General features: G+C 68.2%; 15 protein-coding genes. 7 read left to right on the forward strand and 8 right to left on the reverse strand.

Annotation, left to right across the window (positions count from 1 at the left end; genetic code table 11):
- Positions 1 to 9: 9 nt before the first annotated feature.
- From ACFOOQ_RS19245 to ACFOOQ_RS19260, 4 genes are all read right to left on the reverse strand, one after another.
- Positions 10 to 687: an amino acid ABC transporter permease gene (locus tag ACFOOQ_RS19245; RefSeq protein ID WP_379729276.1), complete on the reverse strand. Its 678-nt coding sequence runs from the start codon at positions 685 to 687 to the stop codon at positions 10 to 12.
- 13 nt (positions 688 to 700) lie between these two features.
- Positions 701 to 1,546 (reverse strand): transporter substrate-binding domain-containing protein, encoded by an 846-nt coding sequence (locus ACFOOQ_RS19250; protein ID WP_379729277.1) that lies wholly within the window; start codon positions 1,544 to 1,546, stop codon positions 701 to 703.
- Position 1,547: 1 nt separating this feature from the next.
- A complete protein-coding gene (locus ACFOOQ_RS19255; RefSeq protein WP_379729278.1) occupies positions 1,548 to 2,276 on the reverse strand; it encodes a GntR family transcriptional regulator in 729 nt (242 codons plus the stop codon).
- Positions 2,277 to 2,397: 121 nt separating this feature from the next.
- The gene (locus ACFOOQ_RS19260; RefSeq protein WP_379729280.1) at positions 2,398 to 4,005 is read right to left on the reverse strand and encodes a class I adenylate-forming enzyme family protein; all 1,608 of its coding nucleotides are present in this window, start codon (positions 4,003 to 4,005) and stop codon (positions 2,398 to 2,400) included.
- Positions 4,006 to 4,129: 124 nt separating this feature from the next.
- Here ACFOOQ_RS19260 and ACFOOQ_RS19265 point away from each other — a divergent pair, with 124 nt between their 5' ends.
- The 5 genes from ACFOOQ_RS19265 to ACFOOQ_RS19285 all read left to right on the forward strand — a co-directional run bounded on the left by ACFOOQ_RS19265 (position 4,130) and on the right by ACFOOQ_RS19285 (position 9,224).
- A complete protein-coding gene (locus tag ACFOOQ_RS19265; RefSeq protein WP_379729282.1) occupies positions 4,130 to 4,423 on the forward strand; it encodes a hypothetical protein in 294 nt (97 codons plus the stop codon).
- 134 nt (positions 4,424 to 4,557) lie between these two features.
- On the forward strand, positions 4,558 to 5,514 hold the full coding sequence (locus ACFOOQ_RS19270; protein ID WP_379729283.1) for a glycosyltransferase family 2 protein: 957 nt from the start codon (positions 4,558 to 4,560) through the stop codon (positions 5,512 to 5,514).
- Positions 5,514 to 6,785, forward strand: a complete 1,272-nt coding sequence (locus tag ACFOOQ_RS19275; RefSeq protein WP_379729284.1) for an O-antigen ligase family protein — start codon at positions 5,514 to 5,516, stop codon at positions 6,783 to 6,785. The genes ACFOOQ_RS19270 and ACFOOQ_RS19275 overlap by 1 nt, the downstream gene beginning before the upstream one ends.
- Positions 6,786 to 6,792: 7 nt before the next feature.
- Positions 6,793 to 7,716 carry a glycosyltransferase family 9 protein gene (locus ACFOOQ_RS19280; RefSeq protein WP_379729285.1) on the forward strand — a complete coding sequence of 308 codons (924 nt, stop codon included), beginning with the start codon at positions 6,793 to 6,795 and terminating at the stop codon, positions 7,714 to 7,716.
- Positions 7,717 to 7,874: 158 nt separating this feature from the next.
- Positions 7,875 to 9,224 carry a chloride channel protein gene (locus ACFOOQ_RS19285; RefSeq protein ID WP_379729287.1) on the forward strand — a complete coding sequence of 450 codons (1,350 nt, stop codon included), beginning with the start codon at positions 7,875 to 7,877 and terminating at the stop codon, positions 9,222 to 9,224.
- Between the two features lie 22 nt (positions 9,225 to 9,246).
- On the opposite strand, the gene ACFOOQ_RS19290 is transcribed toward ACFOOQ_RS19285, so the two are convergent.
- From ACFOOQ_RS19290 to ACFOOQ_RS19300, 3 genes are all read right to left on the reverse strand, one after another.
- Positions 9,247 to 10,284, reverse strand: coding sequence for an alpha/beta hydrolase (locus ACFOOQ_RS19290; RefSeq protein WP_379729289.1), 1,038 nt, complete (start codon positions 10,282 to 10,284; stop codon positions 9,247 to 9,249).
- Complete coding sequence (locus ACFOOQ_RS19295) at positions 10,281 to 11,054, reverse strand: SDR family oxidoreductase (RefSeq protein ID WP_379729291.1); 774 nt, start codon at positions 11,052 to 11,054, stop codon at positions 10,281 to 10,283. The genes ACFOOQ_RS19290 and ACFOOQ_RS19295 overlap by 4 nt, the downstream gene beginning before the upstream one ends.
- A 138-nt stretch (positions 11,055 to 11,192) precedes the next feature.
- Entirely contained in the window at positions 11,193 to 12,128 is a 936-nt protein-coding gene (locus ACFOOQ_RS19300; RefSeq protein WP_379729293.1) for a LysR family transcriptional regulator, read from the reverse strand.
- 157 nt (positions 12,129 to 12,285) lie between these two features.
- Between ACFOOQ_RS19300 and ACFOOQ_RS19305 the strand changes: the two genes are divergently transcribed.
- Both ACFOOQ_RS19305 and ACFOOQ_RS19310 read left to right on the forward strand, forming a co-directional pair.
- Positions 12,286 to 13,623: a hypothetical protein gene (locus ACFOOQ_RS19305; protein ID WP_379729295.1), complete on the forward strand. Its 1,338-nt coding sequence runs from the start codon at positions 12,286 to 12,288 to the stop codon at positions 13,621 to 13,623.
- 157 nt (positions 13,624 to 13,780) lie between these two features.
- The gene (locus ACFOOQ_RS19310; RefSeq protein ID WP_379729297.1) at positions 13,781 to 15,286 is read left to right on the forward strand and encodes an aspartate ammonia-lyase; all 1,506 of its coding nucleotides are present in this window, start codon (positions 13,781 to 13,783) and stop codon (positions 15,284 to 15,286) included.
- Positions 15,287 to 15,312: 26 nt separating this feature from the next.
- Here ACFOOQ_RS19310 and ACFOOQ_RS19315 read toward each other — a convergent pair whose 3' ends face one another.
- Entirely contained in the window at positions 15,313 to 16,536 is a 1,224-nt protein-coding gene (locus ACFOOQ_RS19315; protein WP_379729298.1) for an MFS transporter, read from the reverse strand.
- Positions 16,537 to 16,622: the final 86 nt, after the last annotated feature.

Raw genomic sequence — 16,622 nt, forward strand, 5'->3', positions numbered from 1 at the left:
CCTCTGCCCTCACTGCACCGTGGAATCGCCGCTGACCGCCAGCCGGCGTTCGAGCCGGCGGGCAAAGACGCTGACCATGGTGATGAAGACGAAATAGATCAGCGCCGCCACGGTGAAGACTTCAAGCGGACGGAAGGTCTTCTGCGCCAGTTCGTTGGCCTGGTAGAGCAGGTCGGCGTAGGAGACGGTGGCGACCAGCGTCGTCGTCTTCATCAGCTCGATGGCGCGTTCCATGAAGGCCGGGATCATGCGCTTGACCGCCTGCGGCAGGATGATCCGGTGCAGCGACTGCCGCCCGGTCATGCCGACGGCGCGCGCCGCCTCCCACTGGCCGCGCTCGACCGAGACGATGCCGGCGCGGAACACCTCGGCAAAAAAGGCCGCCGACTGGATCGAGAAGGTCAGCGCCGAGGCGACGAAGGGCGTCATCTCGACATGGATCAGCAGCGGCAGGGCAAAGAAGAACCAGAACAGCTGGACCAGCGGCGGCGTGGTGCGGAACACCTCGATCACGAAGCCCGCCGGCCAGGACAGCCAGCGCCGCCCCGACAGGCGGGACAGCGCCAGCGCCAGACCGAGCGGCACGCCGAAGGCGAGCGCCGTTCCGGTGACCGCCAGCGTGTTCAGCAGCCCGCGGAACAGCAGGTCGGCATTGGCGATGACCGGCCAGAAGTCCCAGTGATACATCCGGACGCGCCGGTTACTTCAGCATTTCCTTCATCACCGGCGGCACGGTCTTCGGGTCGAGGCCGAAACCGGCGAGGAACTCCTCGTACCATTTCTCGGTCTGGCCGCTCTGGTAATAGCCGGCGATTTCCTTGTCGACCCAGTTGACGAAGGCTTTGTCGTCATCCTTGCGCACGGCGGCGCTGGAGGCCTGCGACATCGCCGGCGACGGCACGATGATGTTGCCGGTGCCGAGCTTCTGGCGGGCGGCCAGCAGCGGCGGGTGGAACAGGCAGACGGCATCGGCGCGGCCGGCCTGGAAGGCGGCGATGGCCTCCTGGTTGCCGGGGAAGCGTTCGATGCTGGCCTTGGCGACATGCTCGGTGAGGAACTTGTCCATGCTGCTGGCCTGCGGCACGGCGATACGCACCTCGGGCCTGTTGAGGTCTTCCCAGGTCTTCACCTTGAGACCATCCTTGGCCAGTACCGCCAGCGAATAGTACAACAGCGGCGCTTTCGGGAAATCGACCGCCTGCGCGCGCTCCGGCGTCGCATCCATCATGTACATGATGTCGATCTTGTTGCTCTGCAGGGCGGCGATGGCGGTGCCCCAGGTGACCTCGACCGGATCGAACTTCACGCCGAGCGCCCTGGCCATCGCCTTGCCGAGCGAGACGCCGACGCCGGACGACCATTCGCCGGTCTTCGGGTCCTTGGAATACCACGGCGGCGCCTGGGTGACGCCGACGCGCAGGCTGCCGCGCTGCTTGATCTGCGCCAGCGTATCGGCATCGGCGCGCGCCAGCCGCGGCGTGGCCAGGGTCAGGCCGGCGACGGCGGCGGCAAGGCCGGTCATCAGGGTGCGGCGGTCGATCGTCATGTCAGCTCTCCTGTCTATCGGGTTTTTCGTTGCTGGCCTGCCCGCTGGCGCGCAGGAAGTTCTCGGTCTGCTCGCCGCCGCGGCGCATATGCTCGACCAGTTCCGCCCGCATGGCGGCGAGGTCGTCGCCGAGTGCGGCGGCCACATAGCTTTCGTGGCCTTCGCGTTTCGGGCCGCGGATGGCGTGGGCGCGGTGATGCGCCGCCCAGTAGAGCTGCAGCCGGCCGCGCAGGCTGCTCCAGGTCCGCTGCAGCAGGCGATGGCCGCTGGCCTCGTAGACCAGGCCATGCAGCTCGAGTTCGGCGAGGATGCTGGCGCGGTCGTCGCCGTCGTCGATGGTGCCGACCAGCACGGCATGGCGGCGCAGCAGCTCGTCGCGGAAGGCCTGGTCGCGGCGCTCCCAGGCCTGCTCGAAAGCGAAGCATTCCAGCGTCACCCGCATCGAATGGATTTCGCGCACGTCGCTGACCGACAGCGATATGACATGGGTGCCGGTATAGGGGACGGTGACGACCAGCCCCTCTTCGATCAGCTGCCGCAGCGCCTCGCGCAGCGGGCCGCGGCTGACATTGAACTGATGGGCGAGCCCGGATTCGACCAGTTGGCTGCCCGGCGGCAACTCGCCCGACAGGATGGCGGCGCGGAGCTGCTCGACGATGTGCTCGCGGAAGGTGCTCTTGGACAGCCGGGCCAGCGGCTGGGAAGACGACGGAACCGCGGCTGCCTGCATTTGCCCCACCAATTGTCGATTGTTGACAATCTACCATTGAGAAAGCGGCCGTCAAGGCGAAAATGCCGCCCGGCGCGGACAACCGGCCGGTCAGCCGGCCGGTTGGCGGGTTCTGCGCCGGTCAGGTCCCCGCCAGCAGGGTGTCGCGCAGCACCCGCTTGAGCAGCTTGCCGTTGGCATTGCGCGGCAGCGGCTCGTCGAGCAGCGTGAAGGTCTCGGGCACCTTGTAGTCGGCCAGCCGCGCGGCGCAGAAGGCGCGGAGCGCCCCCTCGTCCACCCCGTCCGGCGTCTTGCGGGCGACGAAGGCATGCACCCGCTCGCCCAGCACCGGGCAGGGCCGCGCCACGATGGCGCTTTCCAGCACCGCCGGGTGGTAGCCCAGCACATTCTCGACCTCGACCGAGAAGATCTTGTAGCCGCCGCGGTTGATCATGTCCTTGACCCGGTCGAAGACGCGCACGAAGCCCTGCGCATCCACCGAGCCGATGTCGCCGGAATGCCAGAAGCCGGCCGTGAAGTTCTGCGCCGTGGCCTCCGGGTTGTTCCAGTAGCCGCCGACCACCATGGCGCCGCGGATCCAGATCTCGCCGGTCGCGCCCGGCGGCACCTCGCGGCCATCTGTGTCGACCACGATCACCTCGCCGCAGGGCACCGTCCAGCCGACGCTGTCGAGATTGGCGGCGGTCAGCGCGGCCGGCATGATGGTGGTCGGCGAACTGGTCTCGGTGGCGCCATAGGCATTGGCGAGGCCAAGCCGTGGCAGCTTCTGCGCCAGCGCGGCAATCGTCGCCTCCGGCATCGGCGCGCCGCCATAGCCGCCGACCCGCCAGGGACCGAGATCGTAACTGTCGAAATCCGGCTGCAGCAGGCACAGGTTATACATCGCCGGCACCATCACGGTGTAGGTCAGCCGCTCGCGTGCCGCCAGCGCGAGGAAATCGCGCGCCCTGAACTCGGGCATCATGATGATGGCGCCGCCGCAGGCCCAGGCGGTCATGATCACCGCGACCAGGCCGGTGACGTGGCTGGCCGGCACCGCCAGCAGGATGCGATCCTCGGCGCCGAGATCCATGCAATAGCGGAAATGCAGCGTCGAATGCACCAGATTGAGGTGCGACAGCATGGCGCCCTTGGGCCGCCCGGTGGTCCCCGAGGTGTAGAGGATGACCGCCGTGTCATCCTCCGCCGGCGGCACCAGTGGCGGCGCAGCCCCACCCGCGGCGAGATCGGCGAAAGGCCGCGCGCCGACACAGTCGCCGCCGGCCGAGAAGCGATGGCGCAGCAGCGGGGTTTCAGCATCAGGCGGCAGGCGCGCGGCGAGATCGGCCTCGTGCACCAGCGCGACGGCGCCGGCATGATCGAGGATATAGGCGATCTCCGGCGTCTGCAGCCGGGTGCCGAGCGGCACGGCGATGGCGCCGAGCCGCAAGGCCGCCAGCAGCGCGACGACGAATTCGACCCGGTTGCCCAGCAGCAGCGCGATCCGGTCGCCGGCGCCGATCCCCAGCGCGGCCAGACCGGCGGCATGGGCTTCGGCGGCCACCGCCAGCTCGGCATAGGTCAGGCGGACCGGCCCGCAGACCAGCGCCTCGGCACCAGGCCGCGCAGCGACGGTATCGGCAAACATCGCAAAACTGTGCGGCGGGCGATCGGCGAAGCAGCGCAGCACGCGGTCGCCGAAATGCACCTCGTGACGCAGCACGACGGCGGGGTCGAGTTGCCAGGCCATGGTTTCCTCCGTGGCCGCCTGTGCGCGCGGCCTTGCCGGCAGCCTGCTCGGGCAGCGGGCCGGGTGTCAACCGCGCCAGAACTGCCCTACCCGGCCGGCCGTTTTCATGGTAAAAAATGTCTTAATGAGCGATGTGACCGCCATATATCCGAAGCTGCCGACCCAGATGGCCAGTCTGAGTTACGGCGTCGGCGTGCGTCCGCAGTCGCTCGCCGAGGTGGTCTCCTCGGGCCAGCCGGCCGGCGCCGAGACGATGATGCAGCAGCTGCTGAAGATCCGCGGCGCCATCGGCGGCCCCGACAAGGCCCGTGCCGAGCAGGAGGCCTCGCTGCGCGAATTCCACCCGCCGCCGATCACCGAGGGCGGATTTTCCCCCGCGCGGACACCGCCGGCCGAATCGATCAACCTGATCGCCTGACCCTGATCGCCCGGCCCTGATCGCCCGGCCCTGGCACCTGGGCGACGGCCGGCAGGCTGCCTTGCTTGTCAAATGCCGGAAACCCCTGTAATCCGGCCTTCACCCGTTTCCGCCCAGCGCCCAGGCCTGCCCTCATGGCATCCGCTCCGGATATCAGCTTCGTCATTCCGGTCTACAACAAGGCCGATGTCCTGCCGGCCGTGGTGCGCGCGCTGGCCGCGCAGCAGCCAGCGCCGCAGGCCGAGTATATTTTCGTCGATGACGCCTCTACCGATGGCTCGGTCGCGCTGCTGCAGGGTCTGGCGACGCAGCTGCCGGGCATGACCGTGATGACCAATGACCGCAATGCCGGTCCCAGTATCCGGCTCAACCAGGGCGCCGCCGCGGCGCGTGGCCGCCATCTCTGCCTGATCGATGCCGACGAACTGATCGCGCCCGACGCCGTCGCCGTCATGCTGGCCCTGATGGAGCGTACCGGCGCGCAGATGGTGCATGGCAAGATCCGCGATGCGGAGCGACCGGCCGCCGATCTGACGCCGGCGCCGGTCGGCGGCACTCCGGACTTCGCCGTACTCGACGCCCCGCTGGCCGATATCCTGGCCGGGCGCGGCTTCGTGCGCATGAGCTGGCTGGTCGAGACATCTGTGTTCCACGCCGCCGGCGGTTGCGACCCGCGCATTTTCATCCAGGATGAATCGCTGCCGTTGCGGCTGGCGGCGGCGGCGCGCCGCATGGTCGACCTGCGCGCAACCACCGGCTACGCGCCGGCGGCGGCCTCGCGGCTGTCGACCGACAAGGTGCAACAGCATCACGACCGCTTCTTCGCCGCCTACAACCTGCTGCGCGACCGCCCGGACCTGCCCGCCGGCATCCGCGCCGCCCTGCGCCGGCGCTGCCTGTCGGCGGCCTGGAAGGCCCTGCGTGCCGGCCTGCTCGGCGATGTCCGGCTTGGCATCCTGCTCGGTTATGCCGGGGCGAAGGCAGGCCTGGCCCCGCCTTCCGACGCGACACTGGCACGCATTGCAATAGCTTTTACTGCCCTCGACGGTGTCAGGCGGGTCCCCGTTCCTTCAGAAAAAGCGATTGCCTGATGATGTCCTTTTTCCTGCCGGCCAGCGCGGAGCGTTTCGCGCGCCTGCGGCATGCCAACCTGGTCCTGCTCGGCCTGATGCCGGCCGCCCTGCTGCTGGCGCGCGGCGGCGCCGAGGTCATCATGGCGGTGATCGGCCTGTCCTTCCTGTGGGTCACCGTTGCCGAGCGGCGCTGGAGCAACCTGACCGAGCGCAGCATCGCCATCCTGCTGGTGACCTGGCTGCTGCTGAACCTGGTCATCTCGCCGCTGGCGCTCGATCCGGGCGTTTCCTTCTCGCGCTCGCTGCTGTGGCTGCGCTTTGTGATGTTTTTCGCCGGCACATCGACCTGGCTGCTGCGGTCTCGTCGCGACCTGAAGTTTCTGCTGGTCTTCTGGTCGGTTACGCTGGCGCTCGGCATGCTCGACGGCTATGTGCAACTGCTGACCGGCACCTCGCTGTCCGGCAATATCGCCACCGGTGAACGGCTGACCGGTCCGCTCGACCGCCCGAATATCGGCATGTTCACCGCACGCATGGGCTTTCCGCTGCTGGCTGCCGCCCTGACGCTGGCGGCGAGCAAGCGGATATCGGCCAGCCGGCTTGTGCTGCTCGCCGGCTTTGCGCTGGTCGCTTTCGCCTTCATTATCCTCAGCGGCGAACGGACGGCAGCGATCCTGACCATGATGGCGGTGCTGTTCGGCGCCGGCATTGTCATACTGCGCGCCCGGCAACTGCGCCTCTACGGGCTGCTGCTGCTGGCTGCCGTGCCGGCCGCCTTTCTGCTGCTGTACACCCTGAGTAGAAACGTGCAGGAGCGGGTCAGCGATTTCTGGACCGATGTCGACCATTTCTGGGTATCGCCCTATGGCGAGATCTTTCGCGTGGCCTTTGGCATCTGGAAACGCAACCCGCTCACCGGCAGCGGCATGAAGAACTTCCAGCTCGCCTGCCAGCAAACGCCCCTGCCGGGACTGCATGATGCCTGCTATCCCCACGCCCATAACATCTACCTCGAATGGCTGTCGGAAAGCGGGCTGGTCGGGTTCATCTGCTTTGTGACCTTCGTGGCGCTGCTGGTCTGGCCGGTGCTGCGGCTGACCTGGACGCGACCGGACCGGCGGCTGACCGGCGCGGCACTCTGCGGCGGCCTGATCGTCACGCTGTTCCCCGTCGCCGCCACCCAGAGCTTCTTCAGCAACTGGCCGGCCATGGTGGTGTGGACGGCGCTGGGCGTGGTGGCCGGCGTGACGCGCATCGCGCAGCAGGCTGCGACCGACAAGTCGGCATAGCACGATCATGACGATCCTGGTCATCAAGCATTCGGCGCTCGGCGACATGATCCTCGCCCTGCCGCTGTTTCGTGCGATCCGGGCGCATCATCCGGGCGAACGGATCGTGCTGCTGACCACCGCACCCTATGTCGAGCTGACGCGCGCCAGCGGCTGCTTCGATGCGATCTGGACCGACAGCCGGCCGAAGCTGTGGCAGCCCGGCGCCCTGCTGCGGCTGGCCCGGCTGCTGCGCAGCGAGGATTTCAGCCGCATCTACGACCTGCAGGGCAGCCAGCGCACCCGCCGTATCTATTACCGCCTGATGGGATCGCCGCGCGACCGCTGGGTCGGCAACGCGGCGGGCTGCCGGCATCATATTCCCGACCCGGTCGAACCGGTGCATATCGCCGAGCATCGCCGGCGCCAGCTCGCCCTGGTCGGCATCCCCGATCCCGGCCTGCCCGACCTGTCGTTCCTGACCGCAGATACCGGCCGCTACGGCCTGCCGCCGCGCTATGCCCTGCTGGTGCCCGGTGGCGCGCCGCACCGCCCGGCCAAGCGCTGGCCGGCGACCGCCTTCGCGGCAATGGCCAGTCATCTTGCCGGTCGCGGCATCACCCCGGTGCTGATCGGCCAGCGCGCCGAACAGCAGGCGATCGACGCAATCACCGCCGCCTGTCCGGCCGCCGTCAGCCTGCTGGGACAGACCTCCGTCGCCGAGCTGGCGGCGCTGGCCCGCAGTGCCGCACTGGCCGTCGGCAACGACACCGGACCGATGCATATCATCGCCGCCGCCGGCTGCCCGTCGCTGGTGCTCTATTCGGCAGAATCCGACCCGCGCAAGGTCTCGCCACGCGGCGACTGGGTTCGCCTGCTGCAGCGGCCCACGCTGGAGACCCTGTCCGCCGCCGATGCCATCGCGGCCCTGCCGCCGCCACGCGGCGGCTGAATCCGGGCTCAGGCGGCAAATCGTCGCGCAAATTGCGGCGCAAATCGGCAAAAATTCATGCCGCTGCGCTTGCGATGCCGGCGCATCGGGCAAATACTGGCCGCAACAGCGCGTCCAGCGCGGCCCTCCCCGTTCCACAGCCCGAAATACGACTTCCGATGTCCCACAGCACTCATCTTTTGCGTCGCATCTGGTTCAACCGCTACATCTGGCAGCGGCGGGGCATCTTCTGGATCGGCGGCCTGCTGATCGGCATCGTGACGGTGGCTTTCGCCTGGGCGGCCGATTACGCGCAGCACCTGTTCAAGCTGCTTGTCGGCATCTCCCCCTATGCGCCGCTGGTGGTCACGCCGGCCGGACTGGCGCTCTCCTTCTGGATCACCCGGCGCTATTTCCAGAATTCGCAGGGCAGCGGTATTCCGCAGGCGATCGCGGCCCGCCATCTCTCGGATGAAGATGACCGCAGCCGCCTGCTGTCGCTGCGCATCGCCATCGGCAAGATCCTGCTGACCGTCTTCGCGCTCGGCGTCGGGGCCTCGGTCGGCCGCGAGGGCCCCACCGTGCAGGTCGGCGCCTCGATCATGCATACGCTCGGCAAGGGTCGTTTCCGCAAGCACCAGGGCCTCGTGCTGGCCGGCGCCTCGGCCGGCATCGCCGCCGCCTTCAACACGCCGCTGGCCGGCCTCGTGTTCGGCATCGAGGAGATGAGCCGCTCCTTCGAGCATCGCATGAGCGGATTCGTGCTCGGCTCGATCATCGCCGCCGGCCTCGTGTCGCTGTTCTTCCTCGGCGACTATGTCTATTTCGGCCACGCCAATATCTCGCTGACCGGCTACAAGGACATTCCCGCCGTGCTGCTCTGCGGCGTCGTCGGCGGCTTCCTGGGCGGCATCTTCAGCCGCATCCTGCTGTTCGTGCTGGGCGGCCCGGGCGGCCGGCTCGGCAGCTTCATCCGCCAGCATCCGATCGCCTTTGCCGCCCTCTGCGGCCTCGGCACCGCGATCTGCGGCATCCTGTCGGGCAACCACACCTACGCGACCGGCTACGACGAGGCGCGCACCATCCTGCTCGGCGAGGGCACCCTGCCCTGGCAGTACGGCATCCTGAAAATGGTCGCCACCACCCTGTCGGCGATCTGCGGCATTCCCGGCGGCATCTTCTCGCCGTCGCTGTCGATCGGCGCCGGCTTCGGCGCCAACCTCGCCGCCCTGCTGCCGCAGATCGACCCGGGCACCATCGTGCTGCTGTTCATGGTCAGCTACCTCGCCGGCGTGGTGCAGGCGCCGATCACCTCGTTTGTCATCGTGTTCGAGATGACCAGCGGCCATAACATGATCCTGCCGCTGATGGCGGCCTCGATGCTGGCCTTTGCCACTTCGCGGCTGATCTGCCCGACGCCGCTCTATCACGGCCTGGCAAAGAACTTCATCCGCAACACCCGCGCGCTGCGCGCCGGCAAACAGCAGGCCATGGCGACCGTGGCCGGCGAAACGCCGCCGTCCGCCTAGCGCGCCGGCACGGCGCAGGCCTCTAGCGCGCCGGCACGGCGCCGGCAAATAGCGGCAGGGCTTTCCGCCCGGCCCCGGACGGCAGCGCCGCCAGCGCCGGATCGGCGATCCAGGCGGCGATGTCGCGCCATACGGTCTTGCCCTCGAGATCGCGCAGCAGCATGTGCCAGCCGTTGCCATAGACCGCGATCTGCAGGCCGGACGGACGCGCCGCCTGCAGGGCCTCGGCGAACCTTTCCACCGGCGGCCGCGGGATCACCTCGTCCTTCGCGCCATAGAGCAGCAGCAGCGGCACGCCCTGCGGCCGCACGGTCGAGGCCATGTCCATCAGGTTGACCAGGCCATGGATGGTATCGACCCGGGTCGCCTTGATCACCAGCGGGTCGCGGCCGAGCCGGATCAGCATCGGGATGTTGTCGGAGGCCTGGATGTCCAGGCCCTGCCCGGTGAAGGTCTTCCACGGTATGGTGTAGCTCGCCAGCCACAGCGAGGCGCGATAGAGCAGCGGCATGCTGGCGCGGCCCCAGACCGCCGGCGCCGACAGGACGAGCCCGTCTGGATGATCCGTCTCGTCCTGCCAGGCGGCCAGCGCCACGGCGCCGCCCATGCTCTCGCCGAGCCAGTAGAGCGGCACGCCGGGATAGCGTTTGCGCAGCAGGCGGGTCAGGTCGCCGACATCATCGGCCATGCGCTGCCCGCCCGGCCAGTAGCCGTGATATGGCCCGGCCCCGAAACCGCGCTGGTCCGGCGCGAAGGTGGCGATGCCGCGTTGCGCCCACCAGGCGCCGGGATCTGCGAAGGCCATGCCGTAATCGTTGAAGCCATGCAGGGCGAGGATCACCGCCTTCGGTTTGCCGTCCGGCAGCCAGCTGCGCAGAGGCAGCACCCGCCCGTCATCGGCCCGCCAGTCGCCGGCAGCAGTATCGAGTGCCGGCGGCAGCGCCGCATCGCCCGGCGGCTGCAGCCGCGGCGCGCAGGCGCCGAGCTGCAGCGCCAGCAGCAGGGCAACCAGCGGCAGCAGCCGCCAGCCGGCGATGCGGAACAGCCCGGGCCGCGTCACAGGGTGCGCGTCACGCCGCCATCGACGTCAATGATAGCACCCTGGATATAGGCGGAGCGCGGCGAGGCAAGGAAAGCCACCGCCTCGGCGATCTCGCGCGGTTCGCCGAAGCGGGCGATGTTCATGGCGCGCGGCAGGCGCCGGGCGGATTCCGCCTCGTCGATGCCCTGCTCTTTCGCGAAGTTGCGGATGCGGACCTGCAGGCGCTCGGTGGCAATGGCACCGGGATTGATGGCATTGACGCGCACGCCATCGGTGATGCCGCGGTCGGCCAGCACCTTGGTCAGGTTCATCAGCGCCGCGTTGACCGAACCGCCGATGGCGAATTCCGCCGCGCCGGTGCGGCCGCCGACACCGATGATGCTGATGATGCCGCCCTTGCGGGCGGCAAGGTCCGGCCAGGCGGCGCGGCTCAGGCGCATGGCACCGAACAGCTTCATGGCATAGCCGTCGGCCCAGTCGTCGTCGGTGAGTGCCAGGAAATCGCCGCGCTTGGTGGCGCCGGCATTGTTGACCACGAGATCGACGCCGCCGAATTTCTGTTTCGCGACGGCCACCACGGCGGCTGGCACGGCCGGGTCGCGCAGGTCGACCGCCTGCACCAGGCATTCGGTCGGCAGGCTCTTCGCCAGGTCTTCCATCGGCTCGCGCGAGCGGGCAGCCAGCACCAGCTTCATGCCTTCGGCGGAGAGGGTTTCGGCAATGGCGCGGCCGATGCCGCGGCTTGCGCCGGTTATGATGGCGACCTTGCCGGAAAGCTGCAGATCCATGTCTCGGAGTCCTCGATTGGCCCCCTGGGAGGGGAATGGTTTTTGTCGTCGCCTCTAGGGCTAATCCACCGGACCCACGGGCGCAAGAGAGGCGGCCCCCGGCGTGTCGCCGCGGCCGGTATCCCGCCCGAAACCGGCTCAGGTCAGGTCGTAGTCACCGCCGCGCGCCGGTGCGACCCAGCCCTTTTCATGCCGGGCCGCGAGTTCGGCTTTCAGGCAGTCGGCGAATTGTGCAGTCAGGCCGTCGAGGCCGGCGCCCGACGGCAGGATGAGGCCGAACGACACCCAGCGCGCCGGCTCCAGCGCCACCAGCCGGGTGCTGTCGGCCAGCGCATCCGAAATGCTGAGCCGGTCGATGACGGTCAGCCCGGCACCGCAGGCCACCATCTGGCAGGAAATCTGCGACGACGAGGTCTCGAGCGCGTAATCCGGCACCAGGCCGATGGCGCCGAACAGCTCGTCGACCTGGCGACGCAGCAGCAGGCCGGGCATCTGGCCGATCAGCCGCTCGCCGGCGATGTCCTCCAGCCGCAGTTTCCTGCGTCCGGCCAGCCGGTGGCCGGCCGGCAGCAGCACGCCGAGCCGTGCGCGCACCAGCGGGATGCCCTGCACGGTGTCGCGGTGCACCGGCACATTGCCGATGCCGAGATCGTATTCGCGGCCGGCGATCCACAATTCGAGGTCGCGGCGGGTGCGCAGGTCGACGCTGACATGATGGTCGGGATGCTGCGCGGCGAAGCGCGCCACCGCCGGGCTGACGATGCTGAGCGAGATGCGCGGCATGGTCACCAGCCGCAGGCGCTGGCCGCGGCTGGCGCGGATCTCGCCGGCGATGCGCGGCAGTTCGTCGAGGTTGGCGAGGATGCGGCTGGCCTCGCGCAGGAAGGCGCGGCCCTCGTCGGTCAGCACCAGGCGCTGGCGGCTGCGGCGGAACAGGGTGAGGCGGAACTCGGCTTCCAGCAGCGCGACCAGCCGGCTGACCGCCGGCTGGCTGATGTGCATGGCGCGCGCCGCGCCGGCCACCGAGCCTTCGGAGACCACCAGGCGGAAGGCCTGCAATGCCCGGATGTTCATGCCCGCGTTTCCCCAGATCGTTTGTCGCCGGCAGCTTATAAGCGCCGCCTATCAAGTCATAACGAGGTTATATTATCGGGCTGCGCCGGGCTTTTGTATGCTCCCGGCCATAATGCCCCGCATCACAAGGACGGGAGCGCAAATCCGGGAGTGAACCATGCTGTTCCGTCACGCCGCCGCCGGCCTGTCGCTGGCCGTCCTTGCCGTCTTTGCCGTGCCTGTGGCCGGCCATGCGGCCGCACCCCCCGCCGAAACCCCCTGTCCGAAGGAATTGGCCGGCGCCATCACCTGCTATACCGGCGCCGACGACCGCGGCGCCCATTACTGGATCGCCCGGCCGCTGTCGTGGAACGGCACCCTGATCGTGCATGCCCATGGCGGCCCGCGCCTCGGTGCACCGAACCAGAATTCTGAAAAGGCCGACCTTGAGCGCTTCGCCGTCACGGTGCAGGAAGGTTATGCCTGGATCGCCTCGAGCTACCGTCGCGGCGGCTATGGCGTGCGCATGGCCGCCGAGGACAGCGAGGCAGCGCGCAAGATCTTCATCGCCAGTTTCGGCCAGCCGCGCCATACCATCGTGCATGGCCAGAGCTGGGGCGGCAATGTCGGTGCCAAGCTGATCGAGCTCTATGCCGTGGCACCCGACGGCCACCGCAATTATGACGGCGCCCTGCTGACCAGCGGCATGCTGGCCGGCGGCACCGATGCCTATGACTTCCGCGCCGACCTGCGCGCCGTCTACCAGTATTACTGCCACAACCATCCGAAGCCCGACGAGGAGCAGTATCCGCTGTGGTCCGGCCTCGCCGCCGATTCAAAGATGACCCGTGACGAGCTCGCCGCCCGCATGAAGGACTGCACCGGCGTCGGCCTGCCGAAGGACCAGCGCAGCGCGGCGCAGCAGCAGAACCTCGACAATATCCTGAACGTGATCCGCATCCCGGAACGCACCCTGGTCTCGCATATGGCCTGGGCGACCTTCCTGTTCCGCGACCTGGTGCAGAAGCGCCTCGACGGCCGCAACCCCTTTACCAACGAGGGGGTGCATTACACCGGCTCGACCGACGACGCGGCACTGAATGCCGGCGTGGTGCGCTTCCGCGCCGACCTGAAGGCGGTGGCCATGCTGGCCGATGACAGCGACATGACCGGGCAGATCGCCATCCCGGTGGTCACCATGCATGCCATCGACGATCCGACCGCCATGGTCGAACAGGAGGCGCATTACCGCGCGGTGGTCGAGAAGGCCGGCCACGGCGACCTGCTGGTGCAGACCTTCACCGACGAGCATGTGCACAGCAAGCTGCATGACGCGGAATACCCCGCCATGCTGAATGCCCTGATGCAGTGGATCACCGCGGGCAAGAAGCCGACCCCGGCCGGCATCGCCGCTTCCTGCGCGCAGTACCAGGCCGTCTATGGCGGCCTCTGCGCCTTCCGGCCGGACTACCATCCGGCCGCCTTCAGCACCCGGGTCTATCCGCGCCGGCCGTAAGGCCGCGCAAGGGCTTAGGTGCGGCGGTCATTTGTTTGCATGCAAAATCATTAATGATTTCAACCAAATAAACCTGCCCAAAGCCTTCGCATTGACGTAGCGGCAGCGCAGAATGGCACTGCCGTTCACGGCAGTTCGCAGGCAACAGGGCAGCCCCATGAGTCAGCACAGCACCCCCACCGACACCGTCAGCCACAGCAGCGACGCCGCCGTCGCCAGCGAGCCGGTTCCCGGCGCCACCGCCACCCGCCGCGAGCATGACAGCCTGGGCGACATGGAGATCGCGGCCGCCAGCTACTACGGCATCCAGACCCAGCGCGCGCTCGACAACTTCCACATCTCGGGCGTCGGCATCAACCACTACCCCAACCTGATCCGCGCCTTCGGCATGGTGAAGAAGGCCTGCGCCGCCGCCAACCACAAGCTCGGTTATCTGGCGCCGGAGAAATACAAGGCGATCGCCCATGCCTGCGACGAGCTGATCGCCGGCAAGCTGCTCGAATGGTTCGCCATCGACGTGTTTCAGGGCGGTGCGGGAACGTCCACCAACATGAATGCCAACGAGGTGATCGCCAACCGGGCACTCGAACTGCTCGGCTTCCACAAGGGCGAGTACCAGCACCTGCACCCGAACGACGACGTCAACCTGTCGCAGTCGACCAACGACGTCTATCCGACCGCGGTGCGTCTGTCGGTGCTGCTGAGCCATGCCGAACTGATGCAGGCGCTGGACGACCTGTCGTATGAGTTCCGCCAGCGCGGCGTCGAATTCGCCGACATCATCAAGCTGGGCCGCACCCAGCTGCAGGACGCCGTGCCGATGACCTTGGGCCAGGAATTCGAGGCCTTCGCCATCAACATCAAGGAAGACGTCGCCCGCGGCGACGAGATCGTCAAGCTGTTCCGCGAGATCAACCTCGGCGGCACGGCGGTCGGCACCGGCATCAACACCGAGCCGGAATATTCCAACCTCGCCATCGGCGAGCTGACGCGGATCTGCGGCATCGAGATGGTGCGCGCCAGCAACCTGATCGAAGCGAGCTGGGACATGGGCGCCTTCGTGCTGTATTCCGGCATGCTGAAGCGCATCGCCGTCAAGCTCAGCAAGATCGCCAACGACCTGCGGCTGCTGTCGTCCGGGCCGCGCGGCGGTTTCGCCGAAATCGCCCTGCCGCCGATGCAGCCGGGCTCGTCGATCATGCCGGGCAAGGTCAACCCGGTGATCCCGGAAGTGGTCAACCAGGTCTGCTTCCAGGTGATCGGCAACGACGTGGCGGTGACCATGGCGGCCGAGGCCGGCCAGCTGCAGCTCAACGTGATGGAGCCGGTGATCGCCTACAACATCCTCGACTCGATGCACATGCTGGTGCGCGCGGCGCGCACCTTCGCCGAGAAATGCGTCTCCGGCATCCAGGCCAATCCCGAGAATGCGCGGCGCCATGTCGAGGCCTCGGTCGGCATCGTCACCGCGCTGAACCCCTATATCGGCTACGAGAAATCGGCGGCGCTGGCCAAGGAGGCACTGAAGACCGGGCGCACCGTGCGCGAGCTGGTCACCGAGAAAGGCTGGCTGACCGAGGCCCAGCTCGACGACATCCTCGATGTCGCCAAGCTGACCGCGCCGCGCCGCCGCGGCCGCAAGATCGTGCCCGGCAACGCATAAGGGCGGCAACGCCTGAGGCCGGCCTTTCAGGCGCGGCGGCCGGAGATATACCAGAAGGCCGCTGTGCCGCCGCCGAGCAGCAGCACGATGAGCCACAGCACCGGCGTGTAGCTGCCGATTACTTCCCACAGGGCGGCGATGACGGTCGGTGCCCCGGTGCGCGGCAGCAGGGTGACCACCGCCAGCGCGCCGGCGGCGGTGCCGAAGCCATAGCCGCCGAGGTATTCGAGCGTGCTGGTGGTGCGCACCACGATAACCAGGCCGCTGGCGGCGCCGTAAAGCATGATATAGGCGACGAGGCCGGGCACACCGAGCGACGCGCCGAGGCAGAGCAGCAGCATCGCCACCACCAGCATGCCGAACGACAGCCGGCCGAGCGTCGCCGTCGAGGTCGCCTTGCCGAGCAGCACCACCAGCAGCCGCGCCAGCACCTGCGACGGGCCGTGCAGGGCCAGCAGGCCGGCGATCAGCGCCATCTCGTAGCCGCGTTCCTGCAGCAGCGGGATGATGTGGAAGGTCATGCCGCTGGTACAAAAAATCTGCGCGCCGAAACAGGCCGCCATGATCCACAAACGCGAATCGCGGAAGGCATCGGCCAGCGGCAGGTAGGCGGCGGCACTGCCCTCGGGCTGCCGGGCCAGCTTCTGCCGACCGCTGACCGTATCGCGCAGGCAGGTCCAGTACAGCAGCGCCGGCCCGAGCAGCTGGATCAGCGCCAGCACCAGCAGGGCATGGCGCCAGCCCAGCAGTTCGACCGCCAGGGTGATGAAGGGAATCGTCACGGTCGAGGAAAAGCCGGTGATGAGCGTGATGCCCATGATGGCGCGGCGGTAATCGCCGGCATTGGCGGCCACCACGTTGTAGGCCGCCTCGCTTAAGGAGCAGGCCTGGGTCAGGCCGATGGCGATCCAGATCGCATAGAAGCCGGCCAGGCTGCCGGTCTGCGACCACAGCACCAGCAGCACGGCCGCCGCCACCGACCCCGCCGTCATCATCCAGCGTCCGCCATGGCGGTCGATCAGGCGGCCGACCGGGATGGCGGCGAGGCTGGCGGCGATCAGGCCGAGGGTCAGCCCGGCATTGAGGTCGACGCGCGACCAGCCGAGCTCGTCGGCCATCGGGCCGATCACCAGGGCGAAGGAATAATACAGCGTGCCCCAGGCGATCAGCTGGCCGAGCGCGATGCCCCAGACCAGCCGGCGCGGCAGGCCGGCGGCGTCACCACCGGAACGGAAAGACAGCCGAAACATGCAGCGGATTTTTGCGCGGGTGCGGGGGCCTGGAATCGGCGGGCGGGAACGGACGCCGCCAGCATAGCAGAGATGCCGGCCTTGCC

Source organism: Ferrovibrio xuzhouensis (assembly GCF_042648965.1).
GTDB classification, from domain to species: Bacteria; Pseudomonadota; Alphaproteobacteria; order Ferrovibrionales; family Ferrovibrionaceae; genus Ferrovibrio; species Ferrovibrio xuzhouensis.